This window comes from Streptomyces sp. NPDC052107, from assembly GCF_040680215.1.
Taxonomy (GTDB): domain Bacteria; phylum Actinomycetota; class Actinomycetes; order Streptomycetales; family Streptomycetaceae; genus Streptomyces.
Genome location: NZ_JBFAWG010000058.1, coordinates 22,660 through 42,320, shown reverse-complemented (window position 1 = coordinate 42,320; position 19,661 = coordinate 22,660). Strand labels below are relative to the sequence as shown.

23 protein-coding genes and 2 pseudogenes are annotated in these 19,661 nt (G+C 70.6%); 11 read left to right on the top strand and 14 right to left on the bottom strand.

What is annotated here, in order from left to right; translation table 11 throughout:
* Positions 1–132 precede the first annotated feature (132 nt).
* A pseudogene (locus AB0M27_RS35735) lies at positions 133–269 on the bottom strand (VapC toxin family PIN domain ribonuclease); the annotation flags it as partial.
* Positions 270–435: 166 nt separating this feature from the next.
* Here AB0M27_RS35735 and AB0M27_RS35730 point away from each other — a divergent pair.
* On the top strand, positions 436–945 hold the full coding sequence (locus tag AB0M27_RS35730) for a DinB family protein (protein WP_365728155.1): 510 nt from the start codon (positions 436–438) through the stop codon (positions 943–945).
* Between the two features lie 281 nt (positions 946–1,226).
* On the opposite strand, the gene AB0M27_RS35725 is transcribed toward AB0M27_RS35730, so the two are convergent.
* From AB0M27_RS35725 to AB0M27_RS35690, 8 genes are all read right to left on the bottom strand, one after another.
* A complete protein-coding gene (locus tag AB0M27_RS35725; RefSeq protein WP_365728153.1) occupies positions 1,227–1,514 on the bottom strand; it encodes an SCO5918 family protein in 288 nt (95 codons plus the stop codon).
* 78 nt (positions 1,515–1,592) lie between these two features.
* A complete protein-coding gene (locus AB0M27_RS35720; RefSeq protein ID WP_365728158.1) occupies positions 1,593–1,928 on the bottom strand; it encodes a hypothetical protein in 336 nt (111 codons plus the stop codon).
* Between the two features lie 142 nt (positions 1,929–2,070).
* Complete coding sequence (locus AB0M27_RS35715; protein ID WP_365728151.1) at positions 2,071–3,621, bottom strand: DEAD/DEAH box helicase; 1,551 nt, start codon at positions 3,619–3,621, stop codon at positions 2,071–2,073.
* 178 nt (positions 3,622–3,799) lie between these two features.
* Positions 3,800–4,003, bottom strand: coding sequence for a cold-shock protein (locus AB0M27_RS35710; RefSeq protein ID WP_007383480.1), 204 nt, complete (start codon positions 4,001–4,003; stop codon positions 3,800–3,802).
* 229 nt (positions 4,004–4,232) lie between these two features.
* Positions 4,233–4,571 (bottom strand): MerR family transcriptional regulator, encoded by a 339-nt coding sequence (locus AB0M27_RS35705; RefSeq protein ID WP_365728149.1) that lies wholly within the window; start codon positions 4,569–4,571, stop codon positions 4,233–4,235.
* 304 nt (positions 4,572–4,875) lie between these two features.
* Complete coding sequence (locus tag AB0M27_RS35700; RefSeq protein ID WP_365728147.1) at positions 4,876–5,310, bottom strand: DUF5994 family protein; 435 nt, start codon at positions 5,308–5,310, stop codon at positions 4,876–4,878.
* A gap of 277 nt (positions 5,311–5,587) precedes the next feature.
* Entirely contained in the window at positions 5,588–5,779 is a 192-nt protein-coding gene (locus AB0M27_RS35695; protein ID WP_365728145.1) for a hypothetical protein, read from the bottom strand.
* 113 nt (positions 5,780–5,892) lie between these two features.
* Entirely contained in the window at positions 5,893–6,447 is a 555-nt protein-coding gene (locus AB0M27_RS35690; protein WP_365728143.1) for a helix-turn-helix transcriptional regulator, read from the bottom strand.
* A gap of 255 nt (positions 6,448–6,702) precedes the next feature.
* Here AB0M27_RS35690 and AB0M27_RS35685 point away from each other — a divergent pair, with 255 nt between their 5' ends.
* The 6 genes and pseudogenes from AB0M27_RS35685 to AB0M27_RS35660 all read left to right on the top strand — a co-directional run bounded on the left by AB0M27_RS35685 (position 6,703) and on the right by AB0M27_RS35660 (position 12,922).
* Entirely contained in the window at positions 6,703–6,906 is a 204-nt protein-coding gene (locus AB0M27_RS35685; RefSeq protein WP_365324336.1) for a helix-turn-helix transcriptional regulator, read from the top strand.
* A 241-nt stretch (positions 6,907–7,147) separates the two neighbouring features.
* On the top strand, positions 7,148–7,651 hold the full coding sequence (locus AB0M27_RS35680; protein WP_365728141.1) for a sigma-70 family RNA polymerase sigma factor: 504 nt from the start codon (positions 7,148–7,150) through the stop codon (positions 7,649–7,651).
* Complete coding sequence (locus tag AB0M27_RS35675; protein ID WP_365728140.1) at positions 7,651–8,580, top strand: BN159_2729 family protein; 930 nt, start codon at positions 7,651–7,653, stop codon at positions 8,578–8,580. Before AB0M27_RS35680 ends, AB0M27_RS35675 begins: the two co-directional genes overlap by 1 nt.
* Before the next feature lie 157 nt (positions 8,581–8,737).
* Complete coding sequence (locus AB0M27_RS35670) at positions 8,738–9,457, top strand: hypothetical protein (RefSeq protein WP_365728138.1); 720 nt, start codon at positions 8,738–8,740, stop codon at positions 9,455–9,457.
* Positions 9,458–9,540: 83 nt separating this feature from the next.
* Positions 9,541–11,613: pseudogene (locus tag AB0M27_RS35665) on the top strand (glycosyltransferase); the annotation flags it as partial.
* A gap of 52 nt (positions 11,614–11,665) precedes the next feature.
* On the top strand, positions 11,666–12,922 hold the full coding sequence (locus AB0M27_RS35660; protein WP_365728136.1) for an acyltransferase: 1,257 nt from the start codon (positions 11,666–11,668) through the stop codon (positions 12,920–12,922).
* Between the two features lie 109 nt (positions 12,923–13,031).
* Here AB0M27_RS35660 and AB0M27_RS35655 read toward each other — a convergent pair whose 3' ends face one another.
* Both AB0M27_RS35655 and AB0M27_RS35650 read right to left on the bottom strand, forming a co-directional pair.
* Positions 13,032–13,319 (bottom strand): hypothetical protein, encoded by a 288-nt coding sequence (locus tag AB0M27_RS35655; RefSeq protein WP_365728133.1) that lies wholly within the window; start codon positions 13,317–13,319, stop codon positions 13,032–13,034.
* Positions 13,316–14,230 (bottom strand): amidohydrolase family protein, encoded by a 915-nt coding sequence (locus AB0M27_RS35650; protein WP_365728131.1) that lies wholly within the window; start codon positions 14,228–14,230, stop codon positions 13,316–13,318. Before AB0M27_RS35650 ends, AB0M27_RS35655 begins: the two co-directional genes overlap by 4 nt.
* A gap of 294 nt (positions 14,231–14,524) precedes the next feature.
* Between AB0M27_RS35650 and AB0M27_RS35645 the strand changes: the two genes are divergently transcribed.
* The 4 genes from AB0M27_RS35645 to AB0M27_RS35630 are packed head-to-tail and all read left to right on the top strand — an operon-like array spanning position 14,525 to position 18,316.
* Positions 14,525–15,463 (top strand): ATP-binding cassette domain-containing protein, encoded by a 939-nt coding sequence (locus AB0M27_RS35645; protein ID WP_365728129.1) that lies wholly within the window; start codon positions 14,525–14,527, stop codon positions 15,461–15,463.
* Positions 15,460–16,311 carry an ABC transporter permease gene (locus tag AB0M27_RS35640; protein ID WP_365728128.1) on the top strand — a complete coding sequence of 284 codons (852 nt, stop codon included), beginning with the start codon at positions 15,460–15,462 and terminating at the stop codon, positions 16,309–16,311. Before AB0M27_RS35645 ends, AB0M27_RS35640 begins: the two co-directional genes overlap by 4 nt.
* Positions 16,312–16,358: 47 nt before the next feature.
* The gene (locus tag AB0M27_RS35635) at positions 16,359–17,651 is read left to right on the top strand and encodes a histidine kinase (protein ID WP_365728126.1); all 1,293 of its coding nucleotides are present in this window, start codon (positions 16,359–16,361) and stop codon (positions 17,649–17,651) included.
* Entirely contained in the window at positions 17,648–18,316 is a 669-nt protein-coding gene (locus AB0M27_RS35630; protein ID WP_365728124.1) for a response regulator transcription factor, read from the top strand. Before AB0M27_RS35635 ends, AB0M27_RS35630 begins: the two co-directional genes overlap by 4 nt.
* Positions 18,317–18,497: 181 nt before the next feature.
* On the opposite strand, the gene AB0M27_RS35625 is transcribed toward AB0M27_RS35630, so the two are convergent.
* Genes AB0M27_RS35625 through AB0M27_RS35615 form a run of 3 tightly spaced genes read right to left on the bottom strand, consistent with a single transcriptional unit; the run spans position 18,498 to position 19,332 of the window.
* Positions 18,498–18,641 (bottom strand): hypothetical protein, encoded by a 144-nt coding sequence (locus tag AB0M27_RS35625; protein ID WP_365728123.1) that lies wholly within the window; start codon positions 18,639–18,641, stop codon positions 18,498–18,500.
* Between the two features lie 56 nt (positions 18,642–18,697).
* Positions 18,698–19,120, bottom strand: coding sequence for a PIN domain nuclease (locus AB0M27_RS35620; RefSeq protein ID WP_365728121.1), 423 nt, complete (start codon positions 19,118–19,120; stop codon positions 18,698–18,700).
* A complete protein-coding gene (locus tag AB0M27_RS35615; protein WP_033320602.1) occupies positions 19,117–19,332 on the bottom strand; it encodes a type II toxin-antitoxin system VapB family antitoxin in 216 nt (71 codons plus the stop codon). The genes AB0M27_RS35620 and AB0M27_RS35615 overlap by 4 nt, the downstream gene beginning before the upstream one ends.
* Positions 19,333–19,661 lie beyond the last annotated feature (329 nt).

The following is a 19,661-nucleotide window of genomic DNA, read 5'->3' as shown; positions in this document are numbered from 1 at the left end:
CACCTGGCAACTCGCCCCTGCCACCGCATAGCGAACAGGGGCTGCCCGGCCTACGGCCGGACAGCCCCTCACCAAGATCTTCATGAGTCTTCTAGAAGTCGTTCAGCAACTCGGCCGCGGCGGCCACCTGGAAAAGAACTCCAGCTCGGTGGTGGGGCAGGTGGCGATGAGACCGGCGGTTACCGCCCGGTCCCGTCCGTACTGCTCGGCATCGCCGCGTAGCAGGCGGGCGACGCACTGGTGACGATCAGGAACTGCGCGGCGTTCAGCGGCGGTAGATCTCTCGTGAGTTGAACCCGCCTCGGGGGAGGGAGCCGGCCGCCCTGACCCGGACCGGGTGTGCTGCTCCATCACGCCCTCGTTCCCGGCGGCCGCGGTGGCGCGGTACGTTCGACGCTCCAGCTCGCCCGAGCGCGCCGCCGAGAGGAACCCACCGTGACCGTCGAACGCATTGGCCCGCCCCTGTTCGGTACGGAGCGCGAGACGCTGCGGGCGTTCCTGGAGTTCCACCGGGCGACCCTGGCGATGAAGTGCGAGGGTCTGACGGAGGAGCAGCTCAAGGAGCGGTCGAGCCCGCCGTCGACCCTCTCGCTGCTCGCCCTGGTCCGGCACCTGGCCGAGGTCGAACGCGCCTGGTTCCGCCGGGTGTTCGACGACAACGCCGCCCCGATGCTCTGGTCGGACAAGGAGTTCGATTTCCAGGCCGCGTACGACACCACGGGCGCGAGCGCCGAGGAGGCGTTCGGGGTGTGGGAGGCCGAGGTCGAGCATTCGCGCCGTATCGAGCGCGAGGCCGAGTCCCTGGACCTCGCCGGGTACCAGCCGCGCTGGGGCGAGGACGTGTCCCTGCGGATGGTGATGCTCCACATGATCCTGGAGTACGGCCGCCACAACGGCCACGCGGACTTCCTCCGCGAGGGCGTGGACGGCACGGTCGGCGCCTGACCCGAGCGCCCGCGACGGATACGGGCCGGGGTCCTGGCGGCCGGGTCTGCGAAGAGCCGGCTCTCCTGGTTCGGACATGCCGCACCGGTTGTCGCCGGGGCAGTCCTCACGGCGACAACCGGGGAACAGGCCGGTACCGGCCTCGTGCGGCTCGCGGCTCCGTGCCGAACCGCTGGCCCTACGGGACGCGGTTCGCGCGTCCGGCCAGCCACTAGCCGGGTGCCACATCCTTCGGTGTTCCAACCCGCGAACGACGCATCACCTGTCGTCGCTGTCGAGGTTCACCAGCCGAGCGCATCCTCGTCGACTCGTGCGTCCCGGGCGGGCGCGGCGAGAGGCGCGTCGTGGCAGGTGAAGCCGAGTCGGGTCAGTGCCCGGCGCATCTCGGTCACCGTGAAGTCCCGGCGGTTCTGCCTGGTGATCACTTCCCCGACCTGCATCACGGGGTAGACGCGACGGTTGATGGTCACGGACACGCCGGCGACGGGTTCGGGCGTGATGCCGCTCATGGACTGCTCGACCTCGCTTTTGATCAGGTCGAAGGGGAAACGGGCGATGACACAGCGCATGGATGCCTCCACAGGGGGACGGGGAAAAACGCCGGAGAGGTCGATGTAGACGGCGGCCGGAGGAGGGTCGGGCGACGCTCAGGGCGTGAGAGCGAGGACCCCCAAGGCGTAGCCGTGCTCGTCGATCACGGGGGACACGTCCAGGGTCCGGTCCCGCATGGCGGCTTCCGCCTCGCCGAGTACGGCCATGGACGAGGTGAACGGTCCGCGGTCGAGCGGGATGTCCCGCAGCCGCGTCCGGTCGCTGTACCACGTGCCGCCGCGGTGCGCGGCGAGCTGGGCCCGGGTGACCAGTCCCGCGCACCGCCCGTCCTCGTCCCGGAGGAGCAGGTGGGGGACGCGGGCGCCGATGAGCACGGACAACGCCACGTCGACCGCCATGTGGTCGTCCACCTGGGGCCCGGGAGCGTGCATGGCGTCACGTGCGGTCAGACCGGTGCCGTCGGCCTGTCGTGTGCGGGGCGGAATCGGCGTCAAGGGCTTCTCCTCTTCGTCGGGCCGGGCGGGCCGGGCGACGGCTCCTGTCGATCGCTGAGAGCGCATCCCCGTGACTGGGCTATGAGGTCTTCCTCGTGGCGAAGCGACGGGCTCGGGGGGCGGTCCGGTCGCTCCCGCCCCGGCCGGCGGCCCGGCCTCTGCGGCTCCGGGCGGCGGATTGCTCGCCCTCGCGCCGTGCGTCGACCGGTGGGGCGACGGTGACGGGCACGCCGGAGGGGGTCCGGGCGCCGGTGATGCGCTGCAACTCCGCCTCGCCGGGACGGATCCGGACGGTACGCGGAGTGATTCCGGCGTCGGCCATCAGACGGTCCACCGAGCGCCGCTGGTGCGGCAGGACGAGGGTGACGACGGTGCCGGACTCGCCGGCGCGGGCGGTACGGCCGCCGCGGTGCAGGTAGTCCTTGTGGTCGTTCGGAGGGTCGACGTTCACGACGAGGTCGAGGCCCGCGACATGGATTCCGCGGGCGGCGACGTTGGTGGCCACCAGGACCGTGACATGACCGTTCTTGAACTGGGCGAGCGTCCGGTTGCGCTGCGGCTGGGACTTCCCGCCGTGCAGGGCCGCGGCACGCACTCCGACGGACAGCAGGTGCTTGGCCAGCCGGTCGACCGCGTGCTTGGTGTCCAGGAACATCATCACGCGTCCGTCGCGGGCGGCGATCTCGGTCGCGGCGGTGTGCTTGTCGTCGTCGTGCACGTGCAGCAGGTGGTGCTCCATGGTGGCGACGGCTCCCGCGGACGGGTCGACCGAGTGCACGACGGGGTCGTGGAGGTAGCGGCGTACCAGGAGGTCGATGTTGCGGTCCAGGGTGGCTGAGAACAGCAACCGCTGGCCGCGGGAGGGGACTTGGTCGAGCAGCGCGGTCACCTGCGGCATGAAACCCATGTCGGCCATCTGGTCGGCCTCGTCCAGGACGGTGACGGCGACCTGATCCAGTCGGCAGGCTCCGCGCTCGATGAGGTCCTTGAGGCGGCCCGGCGTCGCGACGACGACCTCGGCTCCGCCGCGCAGCGCACTCGTCTGCCGGCCGATCGACACGCCGCCCACCACGGTGGCGAGCCGCAGGCGCAGGGCGCGGGCGTAAGGGGTGAGCGCGTCGGTGACCTGCTGGGCCAGTTCCCGGGTCGGGACGAGAACGAGGGCGAGCGGCTGCCGGGGCTGGGCGCGCTGTCCTTCCAGGCGGGCCAGCAGCGGCAGGCCGAAGGCGAGCGTCTTGCCCGAGCCCGTACGGCCCCGGCCCAGGACGTCCCGGCCGGCCAGCGCGTTCGGCAGCGTGGCCGCCTGGATCGGGAAGGGAACGGTCACGCCCTCGGCGCCGAGGGCGGCCAGCAGCCGTGCCGGCATGTCCAGCTCGGCGAACGTCTCGACCGCCGGCAGCGGCTCGGTGAGGGTGACCGGCAGGGCGAACTCCTGTCCGCGTGCGGTGGAGCGTGCTCCTTGGCCGCGCGCGGTGGCCGGACGGGAGCCCTGCCGGCCCGTCTCCTGACCATGGAAGCGGCTGCCGCGAGCGGACCCTGCCGAGCGCGCGGAACTTTTTTCGGTGCGGGACCGGCCCTGGTCCGTACGGAAGCGACTGGAACTGCCGCCGGTGCGACGGGTGCGGTTCATGGCGGAACCTTCCTCGATGCGGCGTATCGAGGAATTCCCACCCGGCGGCGGGCGGCCGCACCAGGAATCACAAGAATGAGCCGAAGAAAAAAAGAGAAAAGCTGGGGCCCGCGCCCAAGAGCGCGGGCCCCAGCCACATGATGCGCGAACCACAGGCTCGCGACGATTCGCGTCAGCGTCAGGCGGGAACGATGTTCTCGGCCTGCGGGCCCTTCTGGCCCTGCGTGACGTCGAAGGTCACCTTCTGGCCTTCCTGAAGCTCACGGAAGCCGCTGGTGGCGATGTTCGAGTAGTGGGCGAACACGTCAGCGCCGCCGCCGTCCTGCTCGATGAAGCCGAAGCCCTTTTCCGCGTTGAACCACTTCACGGTGCCAGATGCCATATTGAATCTCCCTTGGGGGGCAGTGCCGGACTCCGCGCTTTGCGGAGCCGAGTCGCCGCGATGATCACCCCTCCGGAAAGATCCGGAAAGCTCTGCAAAGAAAAAATCTCTGGCAACCAAAACTGCAACTGCTATCACGCTAACACAGTCGGGTGGCAGCGCCCATGCGTTTTTTGGCGCGTCCGGTAATTCTCGTCCCGGCACGGACCGTAATTCTGTACCGGCGGGACTAGATATCCGCGTCGCGCTCGTCCAGCTTCCGGCGCATTTCCCGGTTCAGCCGCAGGGCGTCGTCGAGCTGGTCCTCCAGGGAGACGATGCGGCACGCGGCCTCGACGGGGGTGCCCTGGTCGACCAGCTCACGGGCGCGGGCGGCGACGCGCAACTGGCGGCGGGAGTACCGGCGGTGGCCGCCTTCCGAACGCAGGGGGGTGATCAGCCCGGCTTCGCCGACGGCCCGTAGGAAGGCGGGGGTGGTGCTGAGAACGTCCGCGGCCCGGCCCATCGTGTAGGCGGGGTAGTCGTCGTCGTCGAGGTTGCCGGCGACAGGGGCGTTCTCGGCGGGCATAGCACCTTCGTTTCGGGGACGCGGCGGGGGAACCCGGGCGTGCGTGGCACCCGCGCTTCGAAGACTCAGCGCCATCTGCCTCGTCCGACAACCCTAACTCCGCCGGGTGCGCAGATGTGGCCTCGCCGTGACAGATTTCCGCATGCGCCCGGATGAGCTGCCGTGCGCCCTCGCCCGCCGCCGGGAAAGTGCTGCCGAGCGCGGGTGGGTCGCGCGAGCCTCGGTCAGGGCGCGGACGATGCCGCACTCCTCGAAGACCGCGGGCGCCTCCTCTGGGCCATGGGCTGCCGACGGGTCGCGTGTCTCATTGCGCCTCCCCCGTCGTGCCGTCCGGGCGCCAGGTTTCGGCGAGTGCCAGCATCCGGGTGGCGGTCAGCGGGTTCTCGGGGTCGCCGGCGGCTATCAGCAGCCGGGCGGCTGTTCCGGCGGGCTCCCCGGGCGGTACGACGAGGAGCACCCAGCGCCCCACGGTGCCGCAGTCCACGGTGATGACGTGTGCCTCGCCTCCGGACCCGGCCGGCTCCACGGCGATCTGCCGGCCGGGCGCCATGACCGTGTGCGGGGCGCCGGGCCATTCGGCGGGGTCCACCATGACCCGTACCGTCGTGCCCGTGTCCGGCTGCAACGAGCCGACGAGCGGGGGAAGTTCCAGCTCCAGCGCGTCACAGCGCGGCCACCAGGCCCCGTCCAGCGGGCCATGGCCGCCGACCGGGGTGAGGGTCAGGCGGGGCAAGGGCATGCGGTACGTGTGCACATCGGACGGCGTTCCGCTGGGTTCCATCGTGCGGTCCGTTCCGGGAGCCGTCGGACGGCCGCCCGTTTCGTCACTCGCCGGGAACGGCACCGCTGGTCGCGCTGCGCGAGAAGCTCTCGGTACGCGCAGGCTATCGCTGTTGACGTGCAGTCAGGACCTTGTCCGAAACCTCGCCCGGCGTCTGCAGCGGCGGCTGCCCGTCGGCGGCGGCGTCGCGCTCGATGCCGTTGGGCAACCAACCCCAGGCCGCTGACCTGGGGTTTCAATCGGGAGCGTGGCAGGGCCACGAGGAGGGCTTCGTCAGGCGCTCCGCGAGTAAGCCCGACACATCACCGGTGAACTCCTCCTCGTTGACCCAGACGATGCCGACCTCGCCATCCGGAGCGTCGATGACAACCTTCGCACCATGAGGGATGCCCCGGACTCGCTCCACACGCCATTCGTTGGTCTCCATACGGACACCCCATCCCCAGTTACCTGTTGCGGTCAGACCCCGCCAGAGGTAGACGGAATGGAACCACGCGAATACAGCGCGTGTGTAGCGATTGGTCGAAAGTCCTCAAATGTCTATTTATCGAGGGAGTCACCATCGGACGCGAGACCGCGCAGCCGGCGTTGCACACGCGTCCATTCCCGGATGTCCTCGGCCTTCTCGGCCCTGTCCTCCGGGGCCTGCTCGGGATCGCGCGTGGCGAAGACGATCAGCCGCATGCCCTTGCGCTTCAACTCGATGACGTCGGTGTCCACGAGCTCCCCGTCGGCCAGTTCGTGCTGGATGCGGGCCGGGAGTCGGGCGACGAATCCGGCGGCGTCCCCGGAGCCGGCCGCCGGGGTCTCGGCGGCTGGGCCGGGTATGGCCGAATCCGTCACCAGGGTGGGTGTGCCGCCCTCCAGGACCGTCCTGGCGCTTCCCGGTGCCCAGCCCAGAGCCCGTTCGATCTTGTCGATGGTGAGCGGCATGGTCTTGTAGCCGTCGCTGGACTCGGCGCGCTGCACCGTGGAGTAACCGGTGCCCGCCGCTTCCGCGAGGTCTTCCTGTCTCCAGCCGCGCGCCTTGCGTGCGTCACGGATGGCCTCTGCGAGGCGCTTCCAGTCTCGGGGAGTGGTGGTCACAGTTGTCATGATGCCTCACCGTAAGGCAACACCTACAGATACTTTCAAGCTGTTGACCAGTAACGAGCCGGGGTCCGGGCGGGTAACCCGTTGCCCGGCGGATTCAGCCTCACCAGTGACACGTCCATCTCGCCAATGACACGTTCATGTGACGCCTCCGTGCGGCCGACGAGCCTGGTCAACGCATCACGGTGATGTATTCCCGGTTCTTCGGATTGCATTCACTCCTTGCGGTGAGGTGTATCGCTCGCTAGTGTCCTCCCCGTGACACCTAACGGAGCCACGATTCGCGCCTTCCGTGAAGCGCGTGGGCACTCGTTGAGGAGCCTGGCGAACCTCACGGATAGGCATCCCAGCACCATCATGCGCATCGAAGAAGGATGCCGGGGTACGACCCCCGAGACCCTGAGGCGGATCGCCGCAGCTCTGGAGATCCCCGTCGAGGCCATCACCAGGGAGGGGCCGTGAGCGAGGAATCGTTCCTGTCCTGTCGGGTGGGCGGTGGCGGGCAGCCCAGGGAGGGAACCGAGAACGGCGGTCTCCCGGGCGTCGGCAGGGCCGGCCGTGTCCCGCCGCTTCCTCGCCGATGCCCAAGCCGAACGGAGACAGTGAAGTGACTCATGCCTGGGCTGAGACCGGTCCCCTGAGAGGGCTGGAACCCGAGCTCATCACCCGAGCGCGAAGCGGCGACCGGAAGGCGTTCGCGGCCTTGTACCGCCAGCACCGTGACACGGTCTACGCCGGCATCGTCCGCCGGGTGCGCAACCGGGACCTGGCGGAGGACCTCACCCAGGAGGTGTTCGTGCGGGCGCTGCGCCGCATCGAGACCTTCACCTGGCAGGGGAAGAGCATCGATGCCTGGCTGCTGACGATCGCCCGGAACCTGATCGCCGACCACTACACCTCCAGCCGTGCGCGCCGCGAGGTGCCCACCGGAGAGTTCGGCGAGTGGTGCGAGTTTGACAGCAACGCCGAGGACACCGTGCTCCACAGTCTGCTGGCCGCGGAGGCCCGCAAGGTCGTCGGCGACGCGCTGCCCCTGCTCAACCCGCACCAGCGCACCTGCCTCCGGCTCAGGTTTCTCGAGGAGCTGTCCGTGCCCGAGACGGCCCGGGTGATGGGCCGACAGCCCAACGCGGTCAGGTCACTCCAGCACCGGGCCATGCGCAGCCTGACCGAGCTCGTCCGGTCGACCTGGGCGGTGGGAGCGTGATGCAGGACGGGAGCATCCGAACGGCCGCCACCGTCATCCGTGAGTGCTTCGCGAACTTCGAGGCGGAGGTGGCGGTCAGGCTCGCACTGGCGCTGGACGCCGACACCGTGTTGCGGCTGACTTCCGGGGCGGCCGAAGAGGAGCGGGAGCGGCACCCGGAGCGGGCGTGCGACACGGTGGTTCTGTGGCAGGGCCCGGTCTTCGCCGGGCAACCGGACACCGGGCAGGTGGGCTCGCTGGAGGCCGAAGCAGTGGCATGGGAGGCGAAGTGCGCCCGGGCGAAGACCGTCTGGGCCGCGCTGGGGATGCAGTTCCACGGCCGCAGGCCGGAGCTCATGGCCATCGAGTGGGACCGCGACCGCGTGGTGGTCTGCATCAAGGCGGCGTCCCTGGCCGACTGGGACTTCTGGCTCACCGTCATCGGGGCACCCGTGGACGCCGACACCCGGCAGGCCGGATATGCGCAACTGGCCTTCGGGACACGGGACGGAGTGCCGGTGCATCTGGTCGCGCACGACGTGCCGCGTCTCCTCAGCGAGGCATGGGAGGCGGCCCGCGAACCGTATTTCCTGTGGGGCCGTGTCTACGACCTGGCACGGCCGCTGACCGACCGCAACGGCGACACCTGGCAGCACCATCGATTCCGGCCCCGGGACCACGTACCTCTTCTGTGGCGGGGAGACCGTGACGAGCCCTCGGCCCTGACACACCTCATCCGCGACGCCGGTCCGCTGACGGCCGGTGCCGCTCGCTTCGCCCCCGATCCGGCGGCTGGGGCTGCCGGCTTCGCCCCCGATCCGGCGGCCGGGGCCGCTGGCTTCGCCCCCGATCCGGCGGCCGGGGCCACTCTCTTCTCCCCCGATCCGGCGACCGGGGCCTCTCACTCCGCCCCAGATCCGGCCGGCGCCGAGGAGGGCGGCGACGCGTGAGCCCGGCATCCCCCTTCGACTCCGGAGAGCACCTGGTGACTCTTGCCCGGTTGCGCCGGGTGCTCTCCGGTCCTGTGCCCGTCTCGGGCACACGGGCCGCACCGCACCGCCCCCGAAGCGGTGCGGCCCGACCACCCTCCTCACCACGGCCGGCGGCGTGGCGCCGGGACCGTGGGCGGCCGACGTGGTGGTAGAGCACGGCATGGACGACCTGCTGCTCCAGCCCGCACAGGGCACCTCCGGCGCCGCGGACGATTCCGACGGACCCGTCTTCGTCGACGCGTCCGGCCGTCGCAGCCGCCGCTTCCGCCGCCTCGGCATCGCCGTCGGACTCGCCTGCGTGGCCTACCCCGTCGTCATCCTCGCCACCCTCCTGTCGGGCAACTCCGGTGCGCCCTGGTTGCCGGTGCCCGACCGGGACGCCGGCACGTCGGCCGTGCGGGTCGACACCTCGCCGCGTCCCTCCGGCTCGGCCGAGCCATCCCGCTCCCGGAGCGGCTCGGCCGGGCCGGCCCGCCCCGTGAGCGGTGCTTTCGGACCCGGCACCCCGGCCCGGGGCCGTACGACCTCGTCGGCGGCCGCGACCGCCCTGCCCGCACCCTCGGGCAGCGCCGTCACCCGGGGGGCATCCACCACCCCCGAACCGTCGACGAGTTCCGTCAAGCCCACCTCCGGCCGCACCACCGATGCCCCGGACCCCGAGCCGTCCACCCCGGCGGGCTCCTCGCCGGACCCCACCACGTCCGGCGACGGGGTCACACCCGGCCCCAGCCCGTCCACGGCGAACGACGGCTCCGAGGCCGGCGGTTCCGTCGATCCCGTACCCGTCGGTGCCGGCTCCACCGGCCGCCTCTCGTCCCCGGAGAACGTCCGCTGATGGCACCCCGCTCCGGCCCTTGCGCTCCCGCACGGCAGAACACGCAGAAGAACACGGCGAGCGTCCGGCGCGCGCGGCTGCGCATGCGCCTCCTGCTGCCCCTGGTGGTCCTCCTCGCCGTGATGGCGATGCTGATGCTGCGCGGGTACGTGCACAGCGAGATCCTCGCCGACTACCGCGTCCGCCCCGAGGCCGCCACCGACGAGGTGCCGCACAGCATTCTCGGGGGCGGCCCGGTCATCGACACCCGCGACGGGCGCACGACCAGCCTGCGCGTGCCCGACCACCGTCTGGTCCTCACCTTCGACGACGGCCCGGACCCCACATGGACCCCCAAGGTGCTCGACGTGCTGAAGAAGTACCACGCGCACGCGGTCTTCTTCGTCACCGGCACCATGACCTCGCAACACCCTGGCCTCGTCCGCCGCATGGTGGCCGAGGGCCACGAGGTCGGCCTGCACACCTTCGACCACCCCGACCTCTCCTACCAGTCCAGGCGTCGCATCGACTGGGAGCTGTCCCAGAGCCAGCTCGCGGTCACCGGGGCGGCCGGCATCCGCTCGTCCCTGTTCCGGCCGCCGTACTGCTCCTTCGCCGATGCCATGGACAACGCGTCCTGGCCGGTGACGAAGTACGTCGGCACCCGCGGCTACCTCACCGTCGTCAACGACACCGACAGCGAGGACTGGAAGAAGCCGGGCGTCGACCAGATCGTCCGCCGGGCCACCCCCGAGGGCGGCAAGGGCGCGATCGTCCTCATGCACGACGCCGGTGGCGACCGCCGCCAGACCGTCGAGGCGCTGGACGAGTTCCTGCCCCGGCTGCAGGCCGAGGGCTACCGGTTCCAGAACCTCAGCGAGGCGCTTCACACGCCGGGCGCGAACACTGCGGTGACCGGCGTGAACCTGTGGCAGGGCAGGGCGTGGATCTTCCTGGTGCGGGTCTCGGACGACGTCACCGACGGCCTGGTCGTCGGGCTGGTGGTCATCGGCGTGCTGGTCCTCACCCGCTTCGCTCTGATGCTCCTGCTGTCGGGCGCGCATGCCCGCCGCGTACGCCGCGAGGACTTCCGCTGGGGTCCGGTCCCGGTCACCGAACCGGTGTCGGTGCTGGTGCCGGCGTACAACGAGGCCGCATGCATCGAGAAAACGGTCCGTTCCCTGATGGCCAGCGAGCACCCGATCGAGGTGGTCGTCGTGGACGACGGGTCCAGCGACGGTACGGCCCGCATCGTGGAGGACCTGCGTCTGCCGAACGTACGTGTCGAGCGCCAGCCCAACACGGGCAAGTCCGCGGCGCTGAACAGGGGCCTCGCCATCGCCCGTCATGACGTGGTGGTGATGATGGACGGCGACACGGTGTTCGAACCGTCCACCGTGCGCGAGCTGGTGCAGCCCTTCGCGAACCCCCGGGTCGGCGCGGTCGCCGGTAATGCCAAGGTCGGCAACAAGGACTCCCTGATCGGCGCCTGGCAGCACATCGAGTACGTGATGGGCTTCAACCTCGACCGCCGTATGTACGACATCCTGCGCTGCATGCCGACGGTTCCGGGCGCGGCCGGGGCCTTCCGCCGGTCGGCGCTGGAGGGTGTCGGCGGCATGAGCGACGACACGCTCGCCGAGGACACCGACATCACGATGACCCTGCAACGGGACGGCTGGCGGGTGGTGTACGCGGAGAACGCGCGTGCCTGGACCGAAGCGCCCCAGTCCGTACGGCAGTTGTGGTCGCAGCGCTACCGCTGGTCCTACGGCACGATGCAGGCGATCTGGAAGCACCGCCGCGCCCTGGTCGACAAGGGACCGTCGGGCCGTTACGGACGCATCGGCCTGCCGCTCGTCTCCCTGTTCACGGTCGTGGCCCCGCTGCTGTCACCGCTGATCGACGTGTTCCTGCTGTACGGGGTGGTCTTCGGTCCCACCCAGAAGACGCTTGTCGCCTGGCTGGGCGTCCTGGCGGTCCAGGCGACCTGTGCGGCGTACGCGTTCCGGCTCGACCGGGAGAAGCTGACGCACCTCATGTCTCTCCCGCTCCAGCAGATCCTCTATCGGCAGTTGATGTATGTCGTCCTGCTCCAGTCCTGGATCACCGCGCTCACCGGAGGCCGCCTGCGCTGGCAGAAGCTGCGGCGCACGGGCGTGGTGGAGGTCCCGGGCGCGGTCCCGCAGCAGCAGACGCGCGGAGCGGAAGTGATCGGAGGCCCGTCGGATGACGACACACCAGTACACGGCGGAGGCGACCTCGCCCCCGAGCCCACCCGGGTACGACCGGCAAGCGAGCCCGGCGTCCACGCCCACCTCCGCTCCGACCGCGTCGAGGCCGGGCCGTGACCGCTACCTGGACCTGCTCCGCTCACTCGCGCTCGTCCGCGTGGTCGTCTACCACCTCTTCGGCTGGGCCTGGCTGACCATCCTCTTCCCCTCCATGGGCGTGATGTTCGCGCTGGCGGGCTCGTTGACGGCACGCTCGCTGAACCGTCCGGCACGGGACGTGATCAAGAGCCGGCTCCGCCGCCTGCTGCCCCCGCTGTGGGTGTTCGGCGCGGTGGTGCTGCTTCTGATGCTCGCGGACGGCTGGAACCCGGTGCAGGACCCGGACCACGGCGGCACCTGGGGCCTGGTCGAACTCCTCGACTACGCCGTTCCGATCGGCACCCCGCCGTACCCCGGGCACCTCGGCTCCAACTCGGGTCTGCTGGAGGACACATGGGCGGTCCAGGCGGTGGGCCCGCTGTGGTACCTGCGCGCGTACCTGTGGTTCGTCGTCGCCTCCCCCCTGCTGCTGTGGGCGTTCCGCCGCGCCCCGTGGGTGACGCTGCTGGCACCGCTTGCACTGACGGCGATCGTCGGCACGGGCCTGGTCACCATCCCCGGTGAGACGGCCGACGTGGTGACCGACTTCGCGGTGTACGGCGGCTGCTGGGTCCTGGGCTTCGCCCATCACGAGGGAATGCTGAAGCGGATCCCGCGGTACGCGGTGGTGTCCTGCTCGGTCCCGGTGATGGTGTTCGGTCTGTGGTGGGCGTCGGCTCATCCGGGCCCCGACGGCTGGGACCTGAACGACATTCCCCTGGCGCAGGCGACCTGGTCCTTCGGTTTCGTGGCGATCCTGCTCCAGTACGCCCCGTCCTGGCAGCGGCTGCCGGGCCGGCTGGCGCGCTGGGACAAGCTGGTCACGCTCTCCAACAACCGCGCGGTCACGATCTACCTGTGGCACAACCTGCTGATCACAGCCACGGTCCCGATCATCGACCGGGCGTACGACCTGCCGTTCCTGCAGAGCGACCGTGCGACGGCGGCGCTCGACACCACGTATCCGCTGTGGACCTTCGCCCTGGTCTGGCCCCTGATCGCCCTCACGACCCTCGCCTTCGGCTGGAACGAGGACCTCGCCGCGAAGCGGACTCCCCTGCTGTGGCCGGACGGACCCGGAAAGCCGACCGGGCGTCACGCCCGCCGGGCGTAGCCGCCCCGATCCGGGCTCGTCGGGCGGGGCCGGTTGCCGCGGCAGCCGTACGTGCCGGGACGCGGGACTGTGCAGCCGACCTGCGCGGGCGGCCCGCCTCCACCCCTGATCAGCGGTGCGTGCACTGCCTGCACGGTACGAGTGCCGTCAAGGAACGGCCTTCCGCGTCTACGACCTGGACGGCATGGTCCCTGTCGAGCGCGCGGACGGTGTCGACGTGGCCGCTGATCATCATTCCGGTGCAGCTCTGGGAGTGCTCCTGGCCGTCGAAGAGGAGGGCGAACCAGCCACCGGCGTAGCCGATGTCGCCGTTCTTCCGACCGGCCTGCTGCTGCGCCGCGTCGGTCTCCAGCGGTGGTGCGGTTCCGCAGTAGTCGCAGGGAAGGGCCCGTTTCACAGCCCGAACAGCCTTGCCGCGTTGTCGTGGCACACCGCCCGGAGCCACTCCCGGCCGAGACCCAGGCGCTCCAGGGCGTGGAGTTGGTGCACGTAGGGATAGGGGATGTTGGGGAAGTCGGAGCCGAGCAGGATGCGGTCGCCGAGCCCGGCGAGCCGGGGCAGGGCACGGCGGGGGAACGGCATGAAGTCCTCGGTGAAGTCGGTGAACGCCATCGTCGTGTCCAGCTGCAGCTGGACGTACCGCTCGGCGAGGCCGAGGAACTCCTCGTACTCGGGCATCCCCAGATGCGCGACGACCAGCCGCAGCTTCGGGTGCCGCGCCAGGACCCGCGCGATCGGCTCGGGACCGGTGTGCTTGCCCGGCGCGGGTCCGGAGCCGCAGTGGATCACCACGGGGATCCGTGCCTCGGCCAGCAACCCCCAGGCCGGCTGGAGAAGTTCGTCGGCCGGGTCGTACGCGCCCACCTGTACATGTGCCTTGAACACGCGCGCGCCCGCTTCGACGGCCTCGCGGACGTACGTCTCGACCCCCGGTTCTGGATAGAGGGTCGCGGTGTGCAGACAGCCGGTGGTGCGGCGGGCGAAATCGGCCGCCCATCCGTTCAGCCACCGGGCCATGCCGGGCTTGTGGGGGTAGAGCATCGCCGTGAAGGACCGGAGGCCGAACTCCCGGAGCAGCGCCGCGCGTTCCGCCTCCCCCTTCCGGTAGGTGATCGGCCACTCGAGCCCACCGATCAGTGGTCCGTTCGCGTCGAAGTAGTCCCAGACCTTGCGCAGGACACGCTCGGGCATGAAGTGCGTGTGAACGTCGACCAGCCCGGGAAGACCGAGCCGGCCCCAGAAACGACGGACTTCATCGGCCTCGGCGGAGCGGGCGGGGTAGACGGGTGCGCTGTGGTGATCGTCCATGCCGCTCACGATCGGCCTTGGTGGCGGGGCGGGTCCACCCCTTCGGGCTCCCGGGCGGGATCCATGAACGGAATGCCGATTTCATCCTGATCCGTTCTTGTTCGGCGTCGGGCCGGAATACCGGCGGGCGAACCGGGCTCGACCAGCGAGGCCACCGGAGCCGTAGTACCCCGGTACCACCTGCCCGCCAGTGTTCAGCCCCCAGGTACCACCGGATCCGGGAGATCGCGGACTTACCGTGGCGGAGGAGGCGTCGGGCATGCCGGGCGCCGGAGTCCGAGAGAGAGAACGCGAATGATCGAGGCCCAGCAGCTCACCAAGAGGTACGGGGAGAAGACAGCTGTCGACGGTCTGGACTTCACCGTGAAGCCGGGTACGGTGACCGGATTCCTCGGCCCCAACGGAGCGGGCAAGTCCACGACGATGCGCATGATCGTAGGACTCGACGCGCCGACGAGCGGCTCCGTCAGCGTGAACGGCCACCGCTACGCCCGTCACCAGGCTCCGCTGCAGGAGGTCGGGGCGCTCCTGGAGGCGAAGTCGATCCACCCGGGCCGCTCGGCCTACAACCACCTCCGCGCGCTCGCGCTGACCCACGGCATTCCGCGCCGCCGGGTCGACGAGGTCGTCGAGCTCGCCGGTCTCGGCAGCGTCGCGAAGAAGCGGGCCGGTGCCTTCTCCCTCGGCATGGGACAGCGGCTCGGCATCGCGGCCGCGCTGCTGGGCGATCCGCAGACGGTGATGCTGGACGAGCCCGTCAACGGGCTGGACCCCGAGGGCGTCCTCTGGATCCGGAACCTGCTCACGTCCCTCGCGGCCGAGGGGCGAACGGTGTTCGTCTCCTCGCATCTCATGAGCGAGGTGTCGCTGGTGGCGGACCACCTGATCATCGTAGGCCGGGGACGACTGCTGGCCGACACGACCGTACGGGACCTGGTCCGCGAGGCCGGCGGCGACACCGTGAAGGTCGCGACGGACGACCCCGCACGGCTTCGGGACGTGCTGGCCGGCCCGGGCGTGGAGATCACCGGCCGCGTCGGCACGGAGGAACTGCAGGTCACCGGGATGTCCGCCCGTGAGATCGGCCTGAAGGCGGCCGAGCACGGGATCCCGCTCTTCGAGCTCACCACCAAGGCGGTGTCGCTGGAGGAGGCATTCATGGAACTGACCAGGGACGCCGTGGAGTACCACGGCTCCACGACCGGCACCGACACCTCCGGGAGCGCGGCATGAGCACCCTCACGGCGACACCCGAGACGCCCGAGACCGCCACTCAGGCTCCGGCCCGCCCCGGCTACCGGGTGACCGGACGGCGCGTGCTGGCCTCGGAGTGGGCCAAGCTCTGGTCCCTGCGTTCCACCTGGATCACCCTCGGTCTGGGCCTGCTGTTCCTCGTGGCCTTCGGCGTCATCGCGGCGAGCCACTACAAGTCCAATCTCGACTCCGGCCGGCACATGGACCGCGACTTCGCCTCCGCCACGGCGGTGAGCCTGTCGCTCTTCGGCACGAACTTCGCCCAGCTCGCCCTCGGCGTGCTCGGCGTGCTGGTCACGGCGGGCGAGTACTCCACCGGCATGATCCGCTCGACCCTCGCGGCCGTACCGCGCCGGCTGCCCGTGCTGTGGTCCAAGGCGGCGGTGTACGGACTGGTCGCCCTGGTGGTCGCGACCGTCGGCGCCTTCGGCGCCTTCCTCGTCGGCAGTCAGATCCTGTCCGGCACGCCCGCCGCCATGGGCCTCGGCCACGCCGGCGTCGTGCGCAGCCTGCTGGGCGCCGGGCTCTACCTCGGCCTGGTCGGCGTGATCGGCACCGCCCTCGGGGCGCTGCTTCGGTCCGTCGCCGGCGGCATCTCGGTCCTGGTCGCCGCTCTCATGCTGGTGCCCGGACTGGTCTCCCTGCTGCCCACCTCGTGGCAGGGCGACATCGACCCCTACCTGCCGAGCCACGCGGGCGAGTCGATCTTCGCGCTGACCCATGACTCCACCACCCTGTCGCCCTCCGCCGGGCTCCTGGTCTTCCTGGGCTGGACAGCAGTGGCGCTGGCAGGGGCGGCGTACCGGCTGCTGCGCAGCGACGTCTGAGCGACGGCACCCGCGTCATGGGCGCGCATCATGGGTGGGTGAACTCCATGACCACCGATGATCTCAGCGGGATGGGGCCGCTGGTCGCCCGGCTCGGCCGGGCCGGCCAGCGGCTCAGGCACGCCGACCAGGCCCGTCCGTGGGTGCTGGACACCGCGGTGGTGGTGCTGGTCTTCCTGATGTTCTGCCTGCCGGACCTGCTGCACGCGATCGGCGCGATCCGCGGGGACGGCGACGGCCCGCGCCGCCTCCGCCTGGCGTTCACCCGGCTGCCCGCGGTCGGCATGCTGGCCCTGCAGGCCGGGCTGGTGCTGCCGCTGCTGTGGCGGCGGCGGGCACCCGCAGTGGCCTTCGGCGCCGTCACGGCCGTGTTCGTCGTCCAGTGGTCCCTCGGCGCCGCGCTCCGTGCGGACGTCGCCCTCTTCGTCGCCCTGTACAGCCTGGCCCTGCACGGGCGGCTGGGGCAGCTGCCGTGGGCCTGCGCGGTCATGGCGGGTGCGCTGGGCCTGGTCGCGGCGCGGGTCTCGGCGGCGGTGCCGGTCTGGGACGCGCTCTTCTTCCTGCTCAGCACGGCGACCGCGGCCCTCGCGCTCGGCCTGATGATCCGCATCCGGCGGGCTCAGCTGGCCGGGCTGCGGGACCGCGCGGCCCGGCTGGAGATCGAACGCGACCAGCGGGGCAGGCTCGCCGTCGCGGCAGAGCGGGCGCGGGTGGCCCGCGAGATGCACGACATCGTCGGCCACAACCTGTCCGTCATCATCACCCTCGCCGACGCGGGCGCCTACGCCACCGCCGCCTCCCCGGAGCGGGGAAAGGAGGCACTGCACCTCATCGGCGACACCGGTCGCCAGGCCCTGAGCGAGCTGCGGCGGGTGCTCGGCGTACTCCGTGAGGCGGACGGCCCGCGGGGCGAGCCCGAGCTGAGCCCGCAGCCCGGTCTGACGGACATCGACGCGCTGTGCGAGGGGGTACGCGCGGCCGGCCTGGAGGTCGTCTACCGTACCGCCGGTGACGTCGACGCCCTCGACAGCGGGGTGCAGCTCACGGTCTACCGCATAGTGCAGGAGGCCCTGACGAACACCCTCAAACACGCCGGCGCGGGCGCCCGTGCGAACCTGGCGATCGTCGTGGAGGACGCACGGCTGACCATCACCGTCCAGGACTCCGGCCCACCCGCACCGGCCGGGCGTCCCGGCACGGCGAACGAGGAAGGACACGGCCTGGTGGGCATGCGCGAACGAGCAGCTCTCTACGGCGGACACATCAGCGCGGGTCCTGCGGGCCCGGGATGGACGGTGCGCGCCGCCCTGGACCTCGCTCCTGAGGGCGGTGCCCGGTGACCACCGTGCTCCTCGTGGACGACCAGCCGCTTCAGCGGTACGGCTTTCGCATGCTTCTGGACTCCGTACCCGAGACGGAGGTGGTCGGGGAAGCGGCACATGGAGCCGAAGCCGTGCGCAAGGCCGCCGACCTCCGCCCGGATGTGGTCCTCATGGACGTACGCATGCCCGGCATGGACGGCATCGAGGCCACGCGCCGTATCGTCGCCGCCGGCGACCGCTCCCGCGTCCTCGTCCTGACCACCTTCGACCTCGACGAGTACGTCCACGCGGCCCTGCGGGCCGGAGCCAGCGGCTTCCTCCTCAAGGACGCCCGCCCCGAGGAACTCCTCGCCGGCATCCGCGCCGTGGCCGTGGGAGACGCGGTGATCGCGCCCGCACTCACCCGCCGCCTCCTCCACGAGTTCGCCCGACTCGTACCACCCGGCGGCGACGGCTTCGCCGAGGATCCGCGCCTGAGTGCCCTCACCGACCGCGAACGCGAGATCCTCGTCGCCATCGGCAAGGGCTGGACCAACGGCGAGATCGCCACGCGTTTCGTCCTGTCGGAGTCCACGGTGAAGACGCATGTCGGCCGCGTCCTGTCCAAGATCGGCGCCCGCGACCGCATCCAGGCAGTGATCTTCGCCTACGACCACGGCCTGGCCCGACCTCACTCGGACTGAGCGGCGGGTCACGTCCCGGATGATCTGCCGCGTGCCGGCAAGGAGTTGGGCGCGTGCTTCGACGACGAGGTCACGGTCGCAAGGACACCGGCCCGGACGGCAAAGGCCCCCGGGTCTGCTTCGCCGTTTCTCACCTGTACTGGGCCGCATCCGACCGCGCTCCCTCTTCGAGGAAGCACGGTCAGCCGGCGACGGCCTGTCCGAGCTTGATCAGTTGCTGTGCCAGGGCGTACGACCAGGTGGGCTGGCCGTGCTGGTCGTCGACGACGTCCAGGGCACACGCCGGGCGGCGAGCCGGAGCATGGTGGAGGTACACCGTCCGCACCGCCTGGCTGTACGGGGTCGGCTCTCGTGCTTCCTCGGAACAACGCTCGACCCAGCTCACTTGCCGGCTTCAGGGCCGTACCACTGGAGGGCCTGGCCGGTAACGGCGGCGATGCACTCGAAGTCCCGGTCGCGATGCAGGAGGGTCAGTCCCTGCAGCTCGGCCGTGGCGGCCACCACGAGGTCGACGGCTCCGGCGCTGCGGTGCTGTCCACGCTGCGTGAGAATCTCCTGGACCTGCCAGGCGCGGTCGTAGGCGCGATCGTCGACCGGTACCCAGCCGAAGAGCACACGCATGTCCTCGATGCCCTGTGTGCGGTCGGCGGCGGAACGCGCGCTGTAGAAGAACTCCAGCTCGGTGACGGGACAGGTGGCGATCAGCCCGGCTGCTGCCGCCTGGTCCCATCCGTACTGCTCGGCATCGCCACGCAGCAGCCGGGCGAGTGCGCTGGTGTCGATCAGGAACTGCGCGGCGTTCACCGGCGGTAGTTCCCCTTGTCCTCGAAGAGGTCCAGGTCGAAGGCGCCCTCCTCCGCCGCGGCGCGCAGGCGGGTGAGCGCCAGAGCGCGCCGCCGGTTCTCGAGGACCTCGCGGAGAGCGGTGTTGACCGTCTCCTTCTTGGTGCTGGTGCCGAGGGCCTTGGCCACGTCTGCCACCAGCTGGTCGTCGAGATCGATCACGGTTCGACTCACACCGACCACCTCCGTTGATATCAGCAACGCCATCAATGATATCTCAAGCGATACATGACCAGGTGGTCGACCTGGGGAATGATCAGCCGGCGTCGCGCTTCCGTGACCAACGATCACGACGATCTTGCCGGTGTACAGGCACAGCGGGGGATGCGGTGCGAGTCCACATGAGCCCCGGGTCGCGGTCTGCCGAAACGGCCGGGCTGAAGTGCGACCCGTGGATACACCGCTCCCGCGGGCGTGGCCCTGGGTGATCCACATCTGGAGCCAACTGCGGCTCGCGAGTCCGGGCAGCAGTCGCTGGATGGCGTCGATCCGCGCGGCGATCA